Source organism: Methylibium petroleiphilum PM1 (assembly GCF_000015725.1).
Lineage (GTDB): Bacteria > Pseudomonadota > Gammaproteobacteria > Burkholderiales > Burkholderiaceae_C > Methylibium > Methylibium petroleiphilum.
In genome coordinates, this window is sequence record NC_008825.1 from 2,330,238 (window position 1) to 2,344,813 (window position 14,576).

Consider the following 14,576-nt stretch of genomic DNA (forward strand, 5'->3'; position numbering starts at 1 on the left):
TTTTCATTCCGCCTCGCTGTTCCCGCATGGAGCCCTCGCGATGAGCCGCCCCCGCATCCACCCGCTGCAGGCGCTGTTCGGCGCCCACGAACACCGGCCGGATCTGCCGGTCTGCGACCACTACGCCGGCGTCGAGCCGCGCATGCGCAAGGCCCTGGCGCTGCAGGCTGACATGGCCGACACCGCGCTGTTCGACGTGACGCTCGACCTCGAGGACGGCGCCCCGGTCGGCGGCGAACCAGAGCACGCACGGCTCGCCGCGGAGTTGGTGTCGAGCGCCGCCAACCGCCACGGCCGCGTCGGGGTGCGTGTCCACCCCTACCCTCACCCGAGTTTCGCGGATGACGTGCGCAGCCTGCTGGCCGGCGCCGGCGAGCGGCTGGCCTACCTCATGATCCCGAAGGCGCAGGGCGTGGAAGAGCTGCGCGACGCCATCGCCGCCATCGAAGCGACCCGCCGCGAGCAGGGCCTGGCGCGCGCGGTCCCGGTGCATGCGCTGGTCGAAACGCACGGCGCGCTGCGCGACGTGCAGGCGATCGCGGCACTGCCGGCGATCGAATCCCTGTCCTTCGGGTTGATGGACTTCGTCTCGGCGCACCACGGCGCGATCCCTGCCTTCGGCATGAGCCTGGCGGGGCAGTTCAGCCATCCGCTGGTGCTGCGTGCCAAGCTGGAGATCTCGGCTGCCTGCCACGCGGCCGGCAAGCTGCCCTCGCACTGCGTGGTCACCGAGTACAGCGACACGCAGGCCATCGCGCAGGCTGCCACGCGTGCGTCGCGCGAGCTGGGCTACGCGCGCATGTGGAGCATCCACCCCAACCAGATCCGACCCATCGTCGAGGCCTTCGCCCCGGTGCCGGCCGAGATCGAGGCGGCTCTCGACATCCTGCTGGCCGCCCAGGCCGCCGATTGGGCCCCGATCGCGCACCGCGGCCTGCTGCAGGACCGTGCGAGCTATCGCTACCACTGGCACGTGCTGGAGCGTGCCGCCCGCACCGGGCGCTCGCTGCCCGACACGGCGCGCTCGGCCTTCTTCGCCACCGCCGCGGCCTGAGCCACCCGCGGCCACACGGCGCGGCACTCAGTGCGCGCAGAGCGCCAGCACCATCGGCGTGGCGTACTCGCGGCCGACCACGGCGCGCGCATAGAGGTAGTTGTGACGAGCCTGCTCGCTCAGCGCGTCGAGCTGCACGTGGCCCTGCGCGTCGCAGGGAAAGCTCAGCGCCCGGCCTTCCCTGAACAGCGACTGGAAGCGGATCTCGTAGCGGGTGACGGAGAGGGAGCTCATGCGTCGGCCTCCTGCGGCTTCGACGCCCCGCATCTCCCGGACCCTCCACCGCGTGGAGCCGACCGGCCTTGCGGACGCAGGGCTTCGTGTCTCCTCAACGCGCTCGCAGGAACAACGTTGACCCTCTCCAGAACGTAACGCAGCCGCGGGCGCCCACCCTGTCGAGTGGACGCCCGCGACACCGTCGTGCCCGGCGGCTGCCGGGTCGTTCGGGGATCAGCTCTTGGCCGGTTCGATGGTGAGCTGGTTGTCGACGCTCACCACGCCCTTGACCGCCATCGCGAGCTGGGTCGCACGTTCGCGCGAGGCGCTGTCCGGCGCCGTGCCGCGCAACGCCACCTTGCCGTCGGCGGTGTCGACATCGATCTTCAGCGCGCTCAGCTTCGGATCCTTCGCCAGTTCGGCATTGACCGTCGTGGTGATCATGGCGTCGCCGACCTTGTCGCCGACCTCGGCCGCCGCGTTCTTGGTCGCCTGGGTGGCGTCCTGGGCGGCGCCCTTCACGGCGTTGGCAGCGTTGTCCATGCCGCGCTCGGCGCTGGCCTGCGCCTGATCGACCTTCTGCTCCATGCGCTGCTCGGACTGGGCCACGCCCGCGCCGCTGTCGGCCGGCGCCTGGGCCTGTTCGGTGTTGCGATTGCATCCGGCCAGCGCCAGGGCGGCCAGCAGCACGGTGGAAGCAGACATCGTGGTGAGGGTGCGTGAACTCATCTTCATCTCTATCTCCTTGAAAAGCGGGAGGGCATTGCCTGCAGCAGGGCCCGGACATCGCGAGGGGCCGAAGACACCGACTCGCGTCGTTGCGATGTAGACAGCTTAGGAACGGCGGGGGCCCCTCACCATCGGCGCTCACCGCGCAGTGTTGTCGGACGATTCCCACGCCCCCGCCGCGGCATCCCGCCACGGCGGCAGGGCGCCGCGCTAGCATCGCCGGCGGCCGCCCTGCCGGGGGCGCGACGCAGAACCTCTTCCCGGCCGAGGAGAAGCTGGTGGGCAAGACGCAAGAGCGCGACCGATCGATCCGGCTGCTGCTCGCCGCGTGCGCGGCGGGCTGGGTGGGCAGCGCCGCTGCCGCAACCGAGGCGTGGCCGGTGGCCGGCCGGCAGGGGATCATCCGCTCGGTGATCGTGCCGGCCGACCTGGCCGGCCAGCGGGAGGCCTATCAGCCGCAGATCGACAGCCTGTGTGCCGGTGCCGAAACCTGCTTTCTCAACTTCTACACCAACACCACCGGCGCGCCTCTGGCGGTGCCGCTGCCGGATGCGATCGCAAACGAGCCCACCGCCATCCTGAGACGTTCGGCCAAGCAGGGGGTCGACGGCTTTCGCTGGAGCTGCCGCCTGAAGAAGCCCGAACCGGACTGCTACTAGGAAGAAAAGCAGGACCGGGCCCCTGCGGGCGGGGACACGGGGCGCAGGCCCGACAATCGGGCATGTCTCTGCCCCTCTCGAAAGACGCCCCGTCCGGCGCACCTCCCCTGCCCTTCAGCCAGCTGCCGCTGGCGCCCGCCGTGCTGGCCAATCTGGAGCAGCTCGGCTACCACAGCATGACGCCGGTCCAGGCCGCCACACTGCCGATCGCACTGGCGGGCCGCGACCTGATCGCCCAGGCCAAGACCGGGAGCGGCAAGACGGCTGCCTTCGCCCTGGCCCTTCTGGCGCGGCTCGATCCGCGCCGCCTCGACGTGCAGAGCCTGGTGCTGTGCCCGACGCGCGAACTCGCCGACCAGGTGACGCAGGAACTGCGCCGCCTGGCTCGCAGTCAAGAGAACACCAAGATCCTCACGCTGTGCGGCGGCGCCACGATGCGCCCGCAACTGGCCAGCCTGCAGCACGGCGCGCACATCGTCGTCGGCACGCCAGGTCGCATCATCGACCACCTGGAGCGCGGCAGCCTCGCGCTCGCCTCGCTGAACACACTGGTGCTCGACGAAGCCGACCGCATGCTCGACATGGGCTTCTTCGACGACATCGCTGCCGTCGCCCGCCATTGCCCACCGCAGCGCCAGACACTGCTGTTCTCGGCCACCTACCCGGACGGCATCGCCCGGCTGAGCGCGCAGTTCCTGCGCCAGCCCGAGCATGTCCGGCTCGAATCGCAGCAGGACGCAGGCAAGATCCGCCAGCGCTTCTACGAGGTGACGGAAGAGCAGCGCCTGCACGCGGTCGGACTGCTGCTCGACCACTTCCGCCCCGCCAGCACGCTGGCGTTCTGCAACACCAAACAGCAGTGTCGCGACCTGGTGGCCGTGCTGAGCGCGCAAGGCGTGCAGGCGCTGGCGCTGCACGGCGATCTGGAGCAGCGCGAACGGGACCAGGTGCTGATGCAGTTCGCGAACCGCAGCTGTTCGGTGCTGGTGGCCACCGACGTCGCCGCGCGCGGCCTCGATGTCGAGCAACTCGAAGCGGTCGTCAACGTCGACATCTCGCCCGACCCGGAAGTGCACATCCACCGCATCGGCCGTACCGGCCGCGCCGATCAGGCCGGGTGGGCGCTCAGCCTGGCGACGCTCGACGAAATGCCCAGCGTGGCGAAGATCGATCAGTTGCAGGACCGGGAATCGGAATGGCACCCGCTGAGCGAACTCACGCCGTCCGGCGCCGGGCCCCTGGTGCCTCCGATGGTCACGCTGCAGATTCTGGGCGGCCGCAAGGAGAAGATCCGTCCCGGCGACGTGCTGGGCGCGCTGACCGGCGACGCCGGTCTGGCCGCCGCCCAGATCGGCAAGATCAACGTCACCGAATTCTCGACCTACGTGGCCGTCGAGCGCAGCATCGCCAAGGAGGCGCTGCGCAAGCTCGACGGCGGCCGGGTCAAGGGCAAGAAGATCAAGGCACGCAGCCTTCAGGCATGAGCCCGGCGGGCGGACGGCGTGCGGACCGCGTCTTCAAAGCGACGGGTCGGCCTGGGCACGGGACGCAACGCATTCGATTCGGGATCGGACCGCTCGGCGGCCGACGTCGGCGGGTTCATCGCGACCAGGCGCATCATCTTGCTGTGCGGTGCGTCCCAGTAATCGGCCGAGTGCGGGACGAACTTCAACAGCACCAGGTAGGGTGATTCGGGACCCTCGAGGAACCAGGGCTTCGCATAGGGCGTCCACAGTCGCTTCACGTGCTCCCGGTCGCGAACTACCTCGCCGTGACCGGAGATGGACACGTAGATCGAGTTCGCTTCGTTGGAGAAGCTGAGGTTCAGAGGGATCAGCCGCTCCGTCTTCTCCGAACGCACATCGGTGAAGAACCACAGCGCGCCGTCGCCGTCCATCTCCAGCGGCGTCATCGGCCGGCTCACCAGCGAACCGTCGCGTTCGACGCCGCTGAGCATCGCGATCGACATGCCGTCGATCAGGCTCGCCAATTGGTTCAGGTCGGCCGCTTCTTGTGTTTCGATGTTCATGGACCACTCCTTGCGTTGGGGTGCATTCATGGTCGCCCCGGGCCGGGGCGCGAACTATCGGCGAGGGCCGCTCCTGCGCGTCGGCCGCGTCCTACAGCGGCGGCCGACGGCAGGGGCCGCGTCACGTCAGGGCGTCGTCGTCAGTTCGGTCGCTGCCGGCGTGTCGTCGTCCGACTGCACCACGAGGGCCTTCACGTCGTCGGGTGTCGCGCTGGCCGGCAGGCTGAGCACCAACCAGTCGGCGTTGACGTTCAACGTCACCGGTGCATTGAAGATCACGTTCTTCGTGCCGGCGTTGGTGATGCGCATCTGGTAGGTACCGCCGGGCAGATCGACAGAGTCGGAGCCCGAGGCCGGACTCGCTGCCTTGTAGGCCACCGCTGGGAAGGTGGGCGACACGCCGGCCAGATCGGTGCCGGGTGCATTGAGATAGACATCGATGCTGCCGGCGTTGAACGAGGCATTGAACACGCGCACGCGGGCATTGTCCGCGGTCAGGCCCTTGTTGTACGGGTCGTCGATCAGCACCATCTCGGTCACCGAAGAACTCGGCACCGCGAGCAGGCTGTACTTGTTGCCGCGCTTGGCATCGAAGGTGACCGCACCGACATCGAGCGAACCGGTCGATGTCTTCACCGACCAGGTCGCGTCGCCGGAATCGACGTCGAAGTACTTCGATGCGAACAGGTAGGGCACATCGGTCGCGTCGGACTGCGCGTTGGCGCCGCGGAACAGCGTGACGTCCGGGCCGGCCGGAATGGCATGGACGAACCGGACCTTCGGGTCGGCGATGTCGAGCCGGTCGTCGAGGTCGTCGTCGCCGCCACCACAAGCGGCGAGCAGGGCGATGGGCGCGAGCGCCAGCAGGAACTTCATGGAATGCTTCATCGGTCTTGCCTCTCGAAGGGTTGCTGAGTGATCGCCTGGGCCTGGCGGCCGGTGAGGCGAGTCCGTCTTGCGAACCCTTGAAAGGTAGGAGCGAAGCCTGCGGGCTTCTGTCGGCCGATGCGGCGCCTGCACGTAGGGCGCCCCGCAAGAGAGTGTCGGACAACGCGCTTTGTCTTTTGACATGCTCCGCCGGACCGCTCGGCCGACGCAACGCTCGCGGTCAGGCGGTGGACGCCGCGCCCTCAGTCGAGGAACACACTGCGCACGACACGCCACTCCTGCGGTCCCGTGCTGCTGCGCGAACACCCCAGGGCCTCGGGCTCGCCAGCGGGTGCGAGATCGCTGCGCGAGCGGTCGCCGGTCCCGGTGCCCATGTGGTAGCGATCCAGCCACACGCGCAGCCGGCGCGTGGGGTGCGTGTTCCTGACGAGAATCTGCACGCCGTTTCGAGAGACACACTGCGCGGTGAAGTCTTCGACGAAGGCCACGTAGGCCCTCGCGTCTTCCTCCGCGCCCGCCGTGCCGGGCAGCACGGTGCCGCACAGCGCCAGCACGATGGCCCAACCTGCGGTGAGTCGCTGACGTCTCACGTTGCTGCTCCTGTATGGATGACCGGCCTTGATGTCGACCGCTGCAAATGATGACACGCGCCGCGCACTCAAGCGGACGCAGCGGATCAACGCTTCAGCTTGCGGTAGGCGCGGTCCGCTTCCGGTCCGCGATCGGTGTCCTTCAAACCGCGAGCCAGATCGCGATGGGCCTGCCGCATGCTCTCGCTGGGCTCGCCACCGGTCATGTCGCTGGATTCGTCGCGTTCGTGTGGCAGTGATGGACGCGGGCTCGGCTTCGGCGCGGGCGGCCGGGATCGGGAGGAGGATGCGGCGCGTGTGCTCATGGGACTCTCCTTGCTCGAGGGGACGCCTTGCGCTCAGCCCGGCGCACGGCGATAGCGACGCGTCAGCTCGGTGCTGACGACGCAGACGGTCAGCCAGGCCAGGCCGGAAGCGAAGCCGGCCAGCACGTCGCTGGCGAAATGCACCTGCAGGAAGATGCGGCTGCATCCGGTCGTGAAGGCGATCGCGGTGGCCAGAAGCAGCGCCGGCAGATGCCACGCCGGCGGCAGGCGCCGCATCGCGATGTAGGCGAGCATGCCGTAAGCGACTACCGCACCGGAGCTGTGGCCACTGGGGAAGCTCCACCCCAGTTCGTGCACCAGGCCGTGTTCGTGCAGTGGCCGCACGCGCTCGAAGATGCCCTTCAGGGTGGTGTTCAGGACGCCGTTGCCGGCGATCGCGATCACCCAGGCCAGCGCCAGCCAGCGTTTGCGGACGACCCACAGCCACACCGCCACCACGGTGCAAAGCACGGAGAGCGTCGCCGTGTCGCCGAAGCGGGTCAGAAGCGAGAAGACCCGCAGGGTCGCGAGCGAGACGCTGTCCCGCAGCGTGTCGGAAAAGGCCGTGTCGAGCATCCCCAATTCCTCGTCGATGCCGATCTCGTCAGCCGTGCCGGCGAAGATGGCGGCGGACACCACGACGATCACGAAGCCCAGGCCGAGGTTCAGCGCCAGGAAGCCGCTCGGCGGCAACGGGCTCTCCAGCCGCGGCAGCACATGGCGTCGTGTCAGCCACCAGGCCGAGGCGACGAACAACAGCAGGCAAGCCAGCGCAAACACGAAGCTGGGTACGGCCCGCTCGCCCACCGCGGTGACCAGCGCGAGAACGCGGGCCTCATCCATCGCTGCCAACCTCGAAGCCGAGGCGGTGCATCGACACCGGTTCGAAACGCTGCGACGCCGCGCGGTAATCCCAGCGCTCGACCAGCGCCTCGCGGCGCGGCCCCACACGGCCTCGCGAACGGACCAGGTTGACCGAGTTGCCGGCCTCGTCACGCACCCGCCGCGACACCGCGGTGCCCGCCTGCACCGCCCACAGTGGTCGCGCCAGCGCCTCGAAGCGCTCGTGCAGCGGCAGCACGAAGGGCAGATGGATGTGGCCGCCGAGCACCAGGTCCGCCCCGGCCTGAGACCAGGCGCGCGCCGCCTCGGTGCCGCGGTGCAACCGGTTCGGTTCGTCCTCCTCGCGCGTCACCGCCAGCGGCTGGTGCACGACCACCACCCGCAGCTGACCCGGTTGCGCGGCGTGCAGCTGCGCCGCCACGCGCGCCACCTGCGCGTCCGACACCTCGCCGTCCTTGTGGCGCCAGGGCCGGGTGGTGTTGACGGTGAGCAGCAGCAGGTCGGGCCACGCGGCCATCGGTTCGAGCTCGGCACCGAAAGCCTGGCGGTGGTTGGCATACGGCGCAAACAGCCGGGCGAGCGGGTTGAACAGCGGGATGTCGTGGTTGCCGGGGATCACTAGCGTGACCGGGGTACCCAGGCGATCGACGAAGGCCCGCGCCGCGCGGAATTGCGCGCGGCTGGCCCGTTGGGTGATGTCGCCCGACAGCACGGCCACGTCGGGCGCCTGCTCGCGCACCAGCTGCAGCAGCGCCTCGACCACCGCGGGCTGCTCGGTACCGAAGTGCGGATCGGAGATCTGGATCGCCAGGGTCATTGCGGCTCCGGCTTGAGCAACCACAGCGGCTGCGGAGCGACTCGGAACACCAGTGGCGTGGCCAGCCAGGCGATCTCGCCGTCGGTCGCCACCTTGATACGCCGCCCCGCGCGGCCCCGCAGCGCCGGCTGCACCGTGATCCGCGCGAACGGGAAGCTCGACACCTTGTCGGCGTCCCCGAGCTGACCGAACGCGCCCCGCAGCAGCAGCCACAGCATCTCGAGCCGGCCCACAGGCCGCAGCGCGATCGCCGCGAGCCGGCCCTGTTCGAGCAGCGGCGCCTCGCGGATTCCGATCTGCTCGAGCTGCAGGCGGTTGTTGCCGATGAACAGCGTCGACGTTCGCAGCTCGCAGGCCTGCAGATCGCCGTCCTGCTCGAGATGCAGGCGCAACCGCCGGTGCCCGCGCAGCAGCGTCATGACGCCCGACCACAGCGCCACCAGGCGGCTGCGTCCGTACTGCTGCTTGTAGGCCTCGCGGTCCTCGAGCAGCTTCGGGTAGAGCCCGAGGCTGGCGTTCACGAGGAACACGCGGTCGTTGACCAGCCCCACCTGCACCGGCTGCGCCTCAGCCGTCAGCAGCAGTCGGGTGCCCTCTTCCGTCGTGGCCGGCAGCCCGTGGGTGCGACTGAAGTAGTTGAAGGTGCCCTGCGGCAGCACCCCGAACGCGCAGCCGCTGCCCAGAACCGCCTGGGCCACCGCGTTGATCGTGCCGTCGCCACCGGCGGCGACCACGATGCCGCCACGCGCCCGCGCGCGACCGACTACGTTGCGCGCGATGTCGTGCAGCCGCGCCGGCTCGTCGACCACCGTCAGTTCGTGCTTCCGTCCCGCCTCGCTCAGCACACGCTCGATCGTCGCGCGCGTGGCGTTGGCGTCGTCGCTGCCGGAACCGACGTTGAGCACCACGAAGATCGGCGCGTTGGAGTCGGGCTCGGGAGGGTCGGTAGGCATGGTCGGTGGGCGTGCGGCACGAAGACCGCATCAGACCATGCACCCCGGCCGCAAGCCATAGTCCGCGGACCGACCGCACGGTAGGAACTTGCCTACGCTCCTACTCCGGACATCCACTCGACGAGGCGGGCGCGCCGACGCCGGCGCACGGGCCCTAGCGTCGGGCCTTGCCGGAACCGAACAGGCCGCGCAGCAGGCCCGGCTCCGAACGGGCGGCCGGGTTGGTGCGGGTGACCATCAGGCTGGAGGTCAGGTAAAGCGCATTGAGCAGGCGCGCGGCCCGCTCGACGTTCATGCCAGGGAAGCGCGCCACGTCACGCATCGAGACCGACTCCTTGCGCAGTCGCTCGATGGCCGAGCCAAGGGCGCCAGGCGCATTCAGGTTCTCGATCGCCGAGCGATCGACCACGCGGTAGGCCGCCGTGCCGCCGATTTCGCTGAGCAAGGTGCGTCGCGGACCGTTCAGAGCCATGGTCCAGAGCAGCGGAGCCAGCGGACGGTAGCAATCCGCCTGGCCCACCCGTTCATGCATCCAGTGGCCCGGTGGCCTCACGCCCGGCGGCTCGACGGTCAGCACGCGCAACTCGGCCAAACCCTCTGCAGACGCACCGGTCATGTCGCGCGGCGAATGGTAGAGGCGCTCGTCGGGAAACACGGTGATGGGCCACACCAGTTGCTCGTGCTGCAGGCAGAGCAATGCCGGCTCCCGGTGCCGTATGCAGGCAGCGATCACCTCGAGGATGTCGCCCTCCTGCAGGTCCTCCTCGATCTGCCGCAGGTCAGCCATCAGCGTGCTGGGCAGCAGCGTCGGCCCGCCCGCCAGACGCATGAAGCCGCTGGTGCCGGTTTCCGCCCTCACGCGCTCGAACGCACTGATGCGCCACAACGTGGACGCCGCAAAGTCACGCATCGCTTCCCGCATCACTCTCTCCCTGAACTGCTGGCCGGTGGCCTATGAATACATCATGAACGACGATGGCGACAAGTCGTCGCTGCGGCGGACCCCGCAATCGAGGGGAATTGTGGTCCGGGGCAGCCCCACCGGCGGGCTCACGCCAACACCTCTGCGGCGTCCTCTGCCTCTTCGCCCAGGAAGCCCCCACTCTGGTGCGCCCACAATCGCGCATACAGCCCACCCCGCGCGAGCAGGCTGCGGTGGTCGCCCTGCTCGACGATGCGGCCGCGGTCCAGCACGACCAGCCGGTCCATCGCCGCGATCGTGCTGAGCCGGTGGGCGATGGCGACAACCGTCTTGCCCTCCATCAGCCGGTACAGGCTGGCCTGGATGGCCGCCTCGACCTCCGAGTCGAGCGCGCTGGTGGCCTCGTCGAGCAGCAGGATCGGTGCGTCCTTCAGCATCACGCGCGCGATCGCGATGCGCTGCCGCTGGCCGCCCGAGAGCTTGACGCCGCGTTCGCCCACATGGGCGTCGTACCCGGTCCGCTGCTTCGGGTCGGTCAGGCCCTGGATGAACTCGTGTGCCTCGGCCCGTCGGGCGGCGAGCACCATGTCGGCATCGGTCGCGTCGGGCCGGCCGTAGAGGATGTTGTCCCGCACCGAGCGGTGCAGCAGCGAGGTGTCCTGCGTGACCATGCCGACCTGCTCGCGCAGGCTGTTCTGTGTCACCCCGGCGATGTCCTGGCCGTCGATCAGCACGCGGCCTCGTTCGATGTCGTAGAAGCGCAGCAGCAGGTTGATGAGGGTGGACTTGCCGGCACCGGACCGGCCGACCAGGCCGATCTTCTCGCCCGCCCGGATGTCCAGCGACAGGTTCTCCACCACCATCCGCTCGCCGCCGTAGCCGAAGCTCACGTCCTCGAAACGGATCTCGCCGCGGCTTACCTGCAGCGGCCGTGCGTCCGCCCGGTCGACCACCGCATGGGGTCGCGACAACGTGTTCATGCCGTCCTGAACCGTGCCGATGTGCTCGAACAGCGCCGCCATCTCCCACATCACCCAGTGCGAGATGCCGTTGAGCCGCAGCGACATCGCGGTCGCCGCCGCCAGCGCGCCCACCCCCACCTGCCCTTGCGTCCACAGCCACAGCGTCGCACCGGCCGTGCTCAGGATCAGCAGCATGCTCAGCGCGTGATTGACGATCTCGAAGCCGGTGACCAGCCGCATCTGCGCCTGCACGGTCTGCAGGAACTCCTGCATCGCGCCGCGTGCATAGCCGGCCTCCCGCCCGGCATGCGAGAACAGCTTGACGGTGGCGATGTTCGTGTAGGCATCGGTGATGCGCCCGGTCATCAGCGAGCGCGCATCGGCCTGCGACTGCGCCACACGCGCCAGCCGGGGCACGAAATGCCGCAGGGCCAGCGTGTAGAGCGCCACCCAGCCCAGGAAGGGCAGCAGCAGCCATGCATCGAAGCCGCCCAGCACCAGCAGCAGCGTGACGAAGTAGATCACCACGAACACCAGCAGCTCGGCCAGGATCATCCAGGTGTCGCGCACCGCCAGCGCCGTCTGCATCACCTTGGTGGCCACCCGGCCGGCGAACTCGTCTTGGTAGAAGCCCATGCTCTGGCCGAGCATCAGGCGGTGGAAGTTCCAGCGCAGCAGCATCGGGAAGTTGCCGGCCAGCGCCTGCTGCTTGATCAGCGACTGCAGCGCGATCAGCAGCGTGCTGCCCACCAGCACCGCCGCCAGCAGCATCAGTGTGCCGCCCTGCTCGGCCCACAGACGCGCGGGCGCCACCGCGGCCAACCAGTCGACGATGCGGCCGAGCATGCTGAACAGCAGTGCCTCGAACGCCCCGATGCCGGCGGTCAACAAGGTCATCGCCAGCAGCCAGGGCCGCAGCCCGCGCGTGCTGTGCCACAGGAAAGGCAGCAGCCCCTTGGGCGGCGGCGTGGGCGCCGCGTCTGGGTAAGGATGGAGCAGCTTCTCGAACGCGCCGAACACGCAGGGTCTCCGTGGTGGATGGGGCCCGCACCGGAGCCAGGCGGCGAGGTTAGCCGATGGCAATGGCCCTGCCCCCATGCCAGCGTCGACAGGCCCTAGCATGCGCGCTTCGCCCGCACGGCTCACCGCTTCGCCCACCGCCTCCGATGGATTCACTGACTCAGCTCGCACTCGGCGCCGCCGTCGGCATCGCCGTCATGGGCCGACGCACCGCCGCCTGGAAGGCCGCGCTGTGGGGCGGCCTGTGCGGCACCCTGCCCGACCTCGACGCCTTCATCGACCACGGTGACGCGATCAGCAACATGACGCTGCACCGCGCCGAGAGCCACGCGCTGTTCTTCCTGACGCTGGCGGCGCCGCTGCTCGCCGCAGCCATCGCCGGGCTGCACCGTGACCGCGCGCACTTCGGCCGCTGGTGGGTGACCGTCTGGCTCGCGCTCGTCACCCACCCGCTGCTCGACCTGATGACGGTCTACGGCACGCAACTCGCCCGGCCGTTCAGCGACTTTCCGTTCGCCGTCGGCAGCATCTTCATCATCGACCCGCTCTACACGCTGCCGCTGCTGGCGGGTGTGATCCTGGCGCTCGTTGCGTGGCCCGGCCGCGGCTTGCGCTGGAACGCCGCGGGCCTGCTGCTGAGCACCGGCTACCTCGCCTGGAGCGTGATCGCGCAGCAGCATGTGACGAGCCTCGCGCGGGCCTCGCTGCAGGCTCAGGGACTGGCCGCGCGCGACTTGCTGGTGACGCCGGCCCCGTTCAACACCGTGCTGTGGCGCGTGCTCGTCCTCACGCCGGACGGCCACGCCGAGGGCTTCTATTCGCTGCTGGACGACACACCCCACATCAGCTTCGAGCGCTTTCCGCACGACACCGGGCTCCTGCCCCGGCTCGCCGACAACCTCCCCGCACAGCGCATCGCCGCGTTCAGCCACGGCTTCTTCAAGCTCGAGCAGCGCGACGGTCAGGTGCGCATCACCGACCTGCGCATGGGGCTCGAACCGAGCTACTTCTTCAGCTTCGTCGTCGCCGAGCAACGCGACGGGCGGTTCGAGGCGCGACCGCCACTGCCGGTCGGCGTGCGGCCGGACTTGCAGCGCACGGGCCCGTGGCTCTGGCGCCGCCTGCTCGGCGAACCGCTGCCATCGCCACGCTGACCAGCGCGACCTATTGCACCAGATCGAGCACCTCGATCTGCTCCAGCACGGTCTGGAAGGTTCCGGCCCCCGAAGGCATCTGCATCAGCGGCCTCAAGTCGGCGTCGAACAGCCAGACCGTCGGGTAGACCAGCAAGCGCGAACGCTCGTCGCCGATGGAGCGCTGGAATTCGCCATAAGGCCAGACACTCCCTCCGACGCGGAAGTACAGGCGGCTGGCCGGCACCGACAGCGAACTCCGCAGGTGGACCACGATGTACTTCGCCGCGAAGCGCGGCACCAGCTCCCGCGCGTTCTTTTCCAGGAAGGCCTCGTATTGACGGCAATAGCGACAATCGCTGGCACCGAGGTAGACATAGAGCCTCTTGTTCTCCTGACGCGCCCGGTCGCGCACGGTAGTCAGGTCGAACTCGGTCCGCTCCGGCCCGCCACCGGGCTGCAACACCACCGCGCCATAGGCCGACGGCAGGCCGGCCGCAGAACTGAGCGACGCCAACGACGAGCCCAGCGCCAGCATCAGCACCCACGCGCCAGAGCGCCAGCGGTGCAGCCAGGGCGTCATGCGGGTCGTCTCACTGCACGGCCAGGCGACCCGAGAACCGCCCGTCCTTCGAATCCTCGACCTCGGCCGACAGCTCGCCCCGGGCGTGCGGCACGAAGTTGAAGCGGAAGGTCGGGTTCTCGCTGACCGAGAAATCGAGCTCGGCGTCGAACAGCTTTCGCTGGTCGTAGCTCACCCTGATCGAGCGCACGAAGTGCGGCGGTATGAACATCACTGTCTGGTTGTTGAGCTCGAAGCCGGTGTCGTTGGGGTGCAGAACCGTCACGTCGGCCGCCGTCACGGCGTTCATGCGGGCCGGCTCGGGCAGCTTGAACACCGTCTTGCCGACCAGATGCAGCGCGTCGCGGTTCGGCGGCGCCGAGCAGCCGCCGGAGGTCTTCACGTAGCGGGAATCCATGTGCAGCGAGCCGTCTGACAATTCGCTGATGACCCGCACATGGCTGTACTCGTCGACCCTCAAGCGGGTCTCGAAGTCGGCCTGGCCGAGTTCGGTCGTGAGGTCGAGCACCGCCGCCACGGGCGAGGGGTTCTTGTCCACCAGCACGTACATCTTGCGGACATAGAGCTCGGCGGTCTGCGGCAGCTTCGAGACGATCTTCACCGGCACCGAGGCGCCGTAGGCGGCCCGCAGCGGCACGATCAGCTGCACCTTGCCGGAGTCAGTTTCGATGCGACGCGACGCGAACAGCCGTTGCCGCAGGTTCTCCCACTCGGGCGACGAGTCGGTGTGCGCCACGTTGGTCGGCAAGCCACCCGGCGCCGCGTGCACCGGCCCCACCATTGCCCCTGCGGCGGCGAACAGCAGCGCCACCAGCCACCCCGCAACGCCCCTCGACGGTCTCGACCGCTTGCTTTCCAGCATCGTGATCCTCC

General features: G+C 69.2%; 17 protein-coding genes. 4 read left to right on the plus strand and 13 right to left on the minus strand.

The features are described from left to right. Window positions 1–40 precede the first annotated feature (40 nt). On the plus strand, window positions 41–1,054 hold the full coding sequence (locus tag MPE_RS10965; RefSeq protein ID WP_011829766.1) for an HpcH/HpaI aldolase/citrate lyase family protein: 1,014 nt from the start codon (window positions 41–43) through the stop codon (window positions 1,052–1,054). Window positions 1,055–1,081: 27 nt separating this feature from the next. Here MPE_RS10965 and MPE_RS10970 read toward each other — a convergent pair whose 3' ends face one another. Together MPE_RS10970 and MPE_RS10975 are read right to left on the minus strand one after the other, a co-directional pair. Beyond that, entirely contained in the window at window positions 1,082–1,288 is a 207-nt protein-coding gene (locus tag MPE_RS10970) for a hypothetical protein (RefSeq protein WP_036232189.1), read from the minus strand. Between the two features lie 216 nt (window positions 1,289–1,504). Then, window positions 1,505–2,005 carry a BON domain-containing protein gene (locus MPE_RS10975; protein WP_011829768.1) on the minus strand — a complete coding sequence of 167 codons (501 nt, stop codon included), beginning with the start codon at window positions 2,003–2,005 and terminating at the stop codon, window positions 1,505–1,507. Between the two features lie 272 nt (window positions 2,006–2,277). On the opposite strand from MPE_RS10975, the gene MPE_RS10980 reads away from it, so the two are divergent. Both MPE_RS10980 and dbpA read left to right on the plus strand, forming a co-directional pair. Next, complete coding sequence (locus MPE_RS10980) at window positions 2,278–2,658, plus strand: hypothetical protein (protein WP_049820804.1); 381 nt, start codon at window positions 2,278–2,280, stop codon at window positions 2,656–2,658. Between the two features lie 62 nt (window positions 2,659–2,720). Further along, a complete protein-coding gene (gene dbpA, locus MPE_RS10985) occupies window positions 2,721–4,142 on the plus strand; it encodes an ATP-dependent RNA helicase DbpA (protein WP_011829770.1) in 1,422 nt (473 codons plus the stop codon). Here dbpA and MPE_RS10990 read toward each other — a convergent pair. The 9 genes from MPE_RS10990 to MPE_RS11025 all read right to left on the minus strand — a co-directional run bounded on the left by MPE_RS10990 (window position 4,133) and on the right by MPE_RS11025 (window position 11,987). Beyond that, on the minus strand, window positions 4,133–4,687 hold the full coding sequence (locus MPE_RS10990; RefSeq protein ID WP_158304614.1) for a pyridoxamine 5'-phosphate oxidase family protein: 555 nt from the start codon (window positions 4,685–4,687) through the stop codon (window positions 4,133–4,135). The two genes, dbpA and MPE_RS10990, sit on opposite strands and share 10 nt — an antisense overlap. A gap of 126 nt (window positions 4,688–4,813) precedes the next feature. Next, entirely contained in the window at window positions 4,814–5,575 is a 762-nt protein-coding gene (locus MPE_RS10995) for a DUF4397 domain-containing protein (RefSeq protein ID WP_011829772.1), read from the minus strand. 242 nt (window positions 5,576–5,817) lie between these two features. Next, the gene (locus MPE_RS11000; RefSeq protein ID WP_011829773.1) at window positions 5,818–6,165 is read right to left on the minus strand and encodes a hypothetical protein; all 348 of its coding nucleotides are present in this window, start codon (window positions 6,163–6,165) and stop codon (window positions 5,818–5,820) included. 86 nt (window positions 6,166–6,251) lie between these two features. Then, complete coding sequence (locus tag MPE_RS23990) at window positions 6,252–6,470, minus strand: hypothetical protein (RefSeq protein WP_129451615.1); 219 nt, start codon at window positions 6,468–6,470, stop codon at window positions 6,252–6,254. 33 nt (window positions 6,471–6,503) lie between these two features. After that, entirely contained in the window at window positions 6,504–7,313 is an 810-nt protein-coding gene (locus MPE_RS11005) for a phosphatase PAP2 family protein (protein WP_011829774.1), read from the minus strand. Continuing rightward, window positions 7,306–8,130 carry a metallophosphoesterase family protein gene (locus tag MPE_RS11010; protein ID WP_011829775.1) on the minus strand — a complete coding sequence of 275 codons (825 nt, stop codon included), beginning with the start codon at window positions 8,128–8,130 and terminating at the stop codon, window positions 7,306–7,308. Before MPE_RS11010 ends, MPE_RS11005 begins: the two co-directional genes overlap by 8 nt. Further along, the gene (locus tag MPE_RS11015; protein WP_011829776.1) at window positions 8,127–9,083 is read right to left on the minus strand and encodes a diacylglycerol/lipid kinase family protein; all 957 of its coding nucleotides are present in this window, start codon (window positions 9,081–9,083) and stop codon (window positions 8,127–8,129) included. The genes MPE_RS11010 and MPE_RS11015 overlap by 4 nt, the downstream gene beginning before the upstream one ends. Window positions 9,084–9,237: 154 nt before the next feature. Next, window positions 9,238–9,993 carry a hypothetical protein gene (locus MPE_RS11020; protein ID WP_148211046.1) on the minus strand — a complete coding sequence of 252 codons (756 nt, stop codon included), beginning with the start codon at window positions 9,991–9,993 and terminating at the stop codon, window positions 9,238–9,240. Window positions 9,994–10,133: 140 nt separating this feature from the next. Continuing rightward, complete coding sequence (locus MPE_RS11025) at window positions 10,134–11,987, minus strand: ABC transporter ATP-binding protein (RefSeq protein ID WP_011829778.1); 1,854 nt, start codon at window positions 11,985–11,987, stop codon at window positions 10,134–10,136. A 146-nt stretch (window positions 11,988–12,133) separates the two neighbouring features. Between MPE_RS11025 and MPE_RS11030 the strand changes: the two genes are divergently transcribed. Then, entirely contained in the window at window positions 12,134–13,141 is a 1,008-nt protein-coding gene (locus tag MPE_RS11030) for a metal-dependent hydrolase (RefSeq protein ID WP_011829779.1), read from the plus strand. 10 nt (window positions 13,142–13,151) lie between these two features. On the opposite strand, the gene MPE_RS11035 is transcribed toward MPE_RS11030, so the two are convergent. Together MPE_RS11035 and MPE_RS11040 are read right to left on the minus strand one after the other, a co-directional pair. Beyond that, entirely contained in the window at window positions 13,152–13,703 is a 552-nt protein-coding gene (locus MPE_RS11035) for a thioredoxin domain-containing protein (protein WP_011829780.1), read from the minus strand. A 10-nt stretch (window positions 13,704–13,713) separates the two neighbouring features. Continuing rightward, on the minus strand, window positions 13,714–14,565 hold the full coding sequence (locus tag MPE_RS11040; RefSeq protein WP_011829781.1) for a quinoprotein dehydrogenase-associated SoxYZ-like carrier: 852 nt from the start codon (window positions 14,563–14,565) through the stop codon (window positions 13,714–13,716). Window positions 14,566–14,576 lie beyond the last annotated feature (11 nt).

What these genes read in the sequence shown, in the direction of transcription:
- MPE_RS10970 (WP_036232189.1), bottom strand. Translation starts at nt 1,288, where the DNA reads ATGAGCTCCCTCTCCGTCACCCGCTACGAGATCCGCTTCCAGTCGCTG.
- MPE_RS10965 (WP_011829766.1), top strand. Translation starts at nt 41, where the DNA reads ATGAGCCGCCCCCGCATCCACCCGCTGCAGGCGCTGTTCGGCGCCCAC.
- MPE_RS11030 (WP_011829779.1), top strand. Translation starts at nt 12,134, where the DNA reads ATGGATTCACTGACTCAGCTCGCACTCGGCGCCGCCGTCGGCATCGCC.
- MPE_RS10975 (WP_011829768.1), bottom strand. Translation starts at nt 2,005, where the DNA reads ATGAAGATGAGTTCACGCACCCTCACCACGATGTCTGCTTCCACCGTG.
- MPE_RS10995 (WP_011829772.1), bottom strand. Translation starts at nt 5,575, where the DNA reads ATGAAGCATTCCATGAAGTTCCTGCTGGCGCTCGCGCCCATCGCCCTG.
- MPE_RS11035 (WP_011829780.1), bottom strand. Translation starts at nt 13,703, where the DNA reads ATGACGCCCTGGCTGCACCGCTGGCGCTCTGGCGCGTGGGTGCTGATG.
- MPE_RS23990 (WP_129451615.1), bottom strand. Translation starts at nt 6,470, where the DNA reads ATGAGCACACGCGCCGCATCCTCCTCCCGATCCCGGCCGCCCGCGCCG.
- MPE_RS10990 (WP_158304614.1), bottom strand. Translation starts at nt 4,687, where the DNA reads ATGAACATCGAAACACAAGAAGCGGCCGACCTGAACCAATTGGCGAGC.
- MPE_RS11040 (WP_011829781.1), bottom strand. Translation starts at nt 14,565, where the DNA reads ATGCTGGAAAGCAAGCGGTCGAGACCGTCGAGGGGCGTTGCGGGGTGG.
- MPE_RS11015 (WP_011829776.1), bottom strand. Translation starts at nt 9,083, where the DNA reads ATGCCTACCGACCCTCCCGAGCCCGACTCCAACGCGCCGATCTTCGTG.
- dbpA (WP_011829770.1), top strand. Translation starts at nt 2,721, where the DNA reads ATGTCTCTGCCCCTCTCGAAAGACGCCCCGTCCGGCGCACCTCCCCTG.
- MPE_RS11005 (WP_011829774.1), bottom strand. Translation starts at nt 7,313, where the DNA reads ATGGATGAGGCCCGCGTTCTCGCGCTGGTCACCGCGGTGGGCGAGCGG.
- MPE_RS11020 (WP_148211046.1), bottom strand. Translation starts at nt 9,993, where the DNA reads ATGCGTGACTTTGCGGCGTCCACGTTGTGGCGCATCAGTGCGTTCGAG.
- MPE_RS11010 (WP_011829775.1), bottom strand. Translation starts at nt 8,130, where the DNA reads ATGACCCTGGCGATCCAGATCTCCGATCCGCACTTCGGTACCGAGCAG.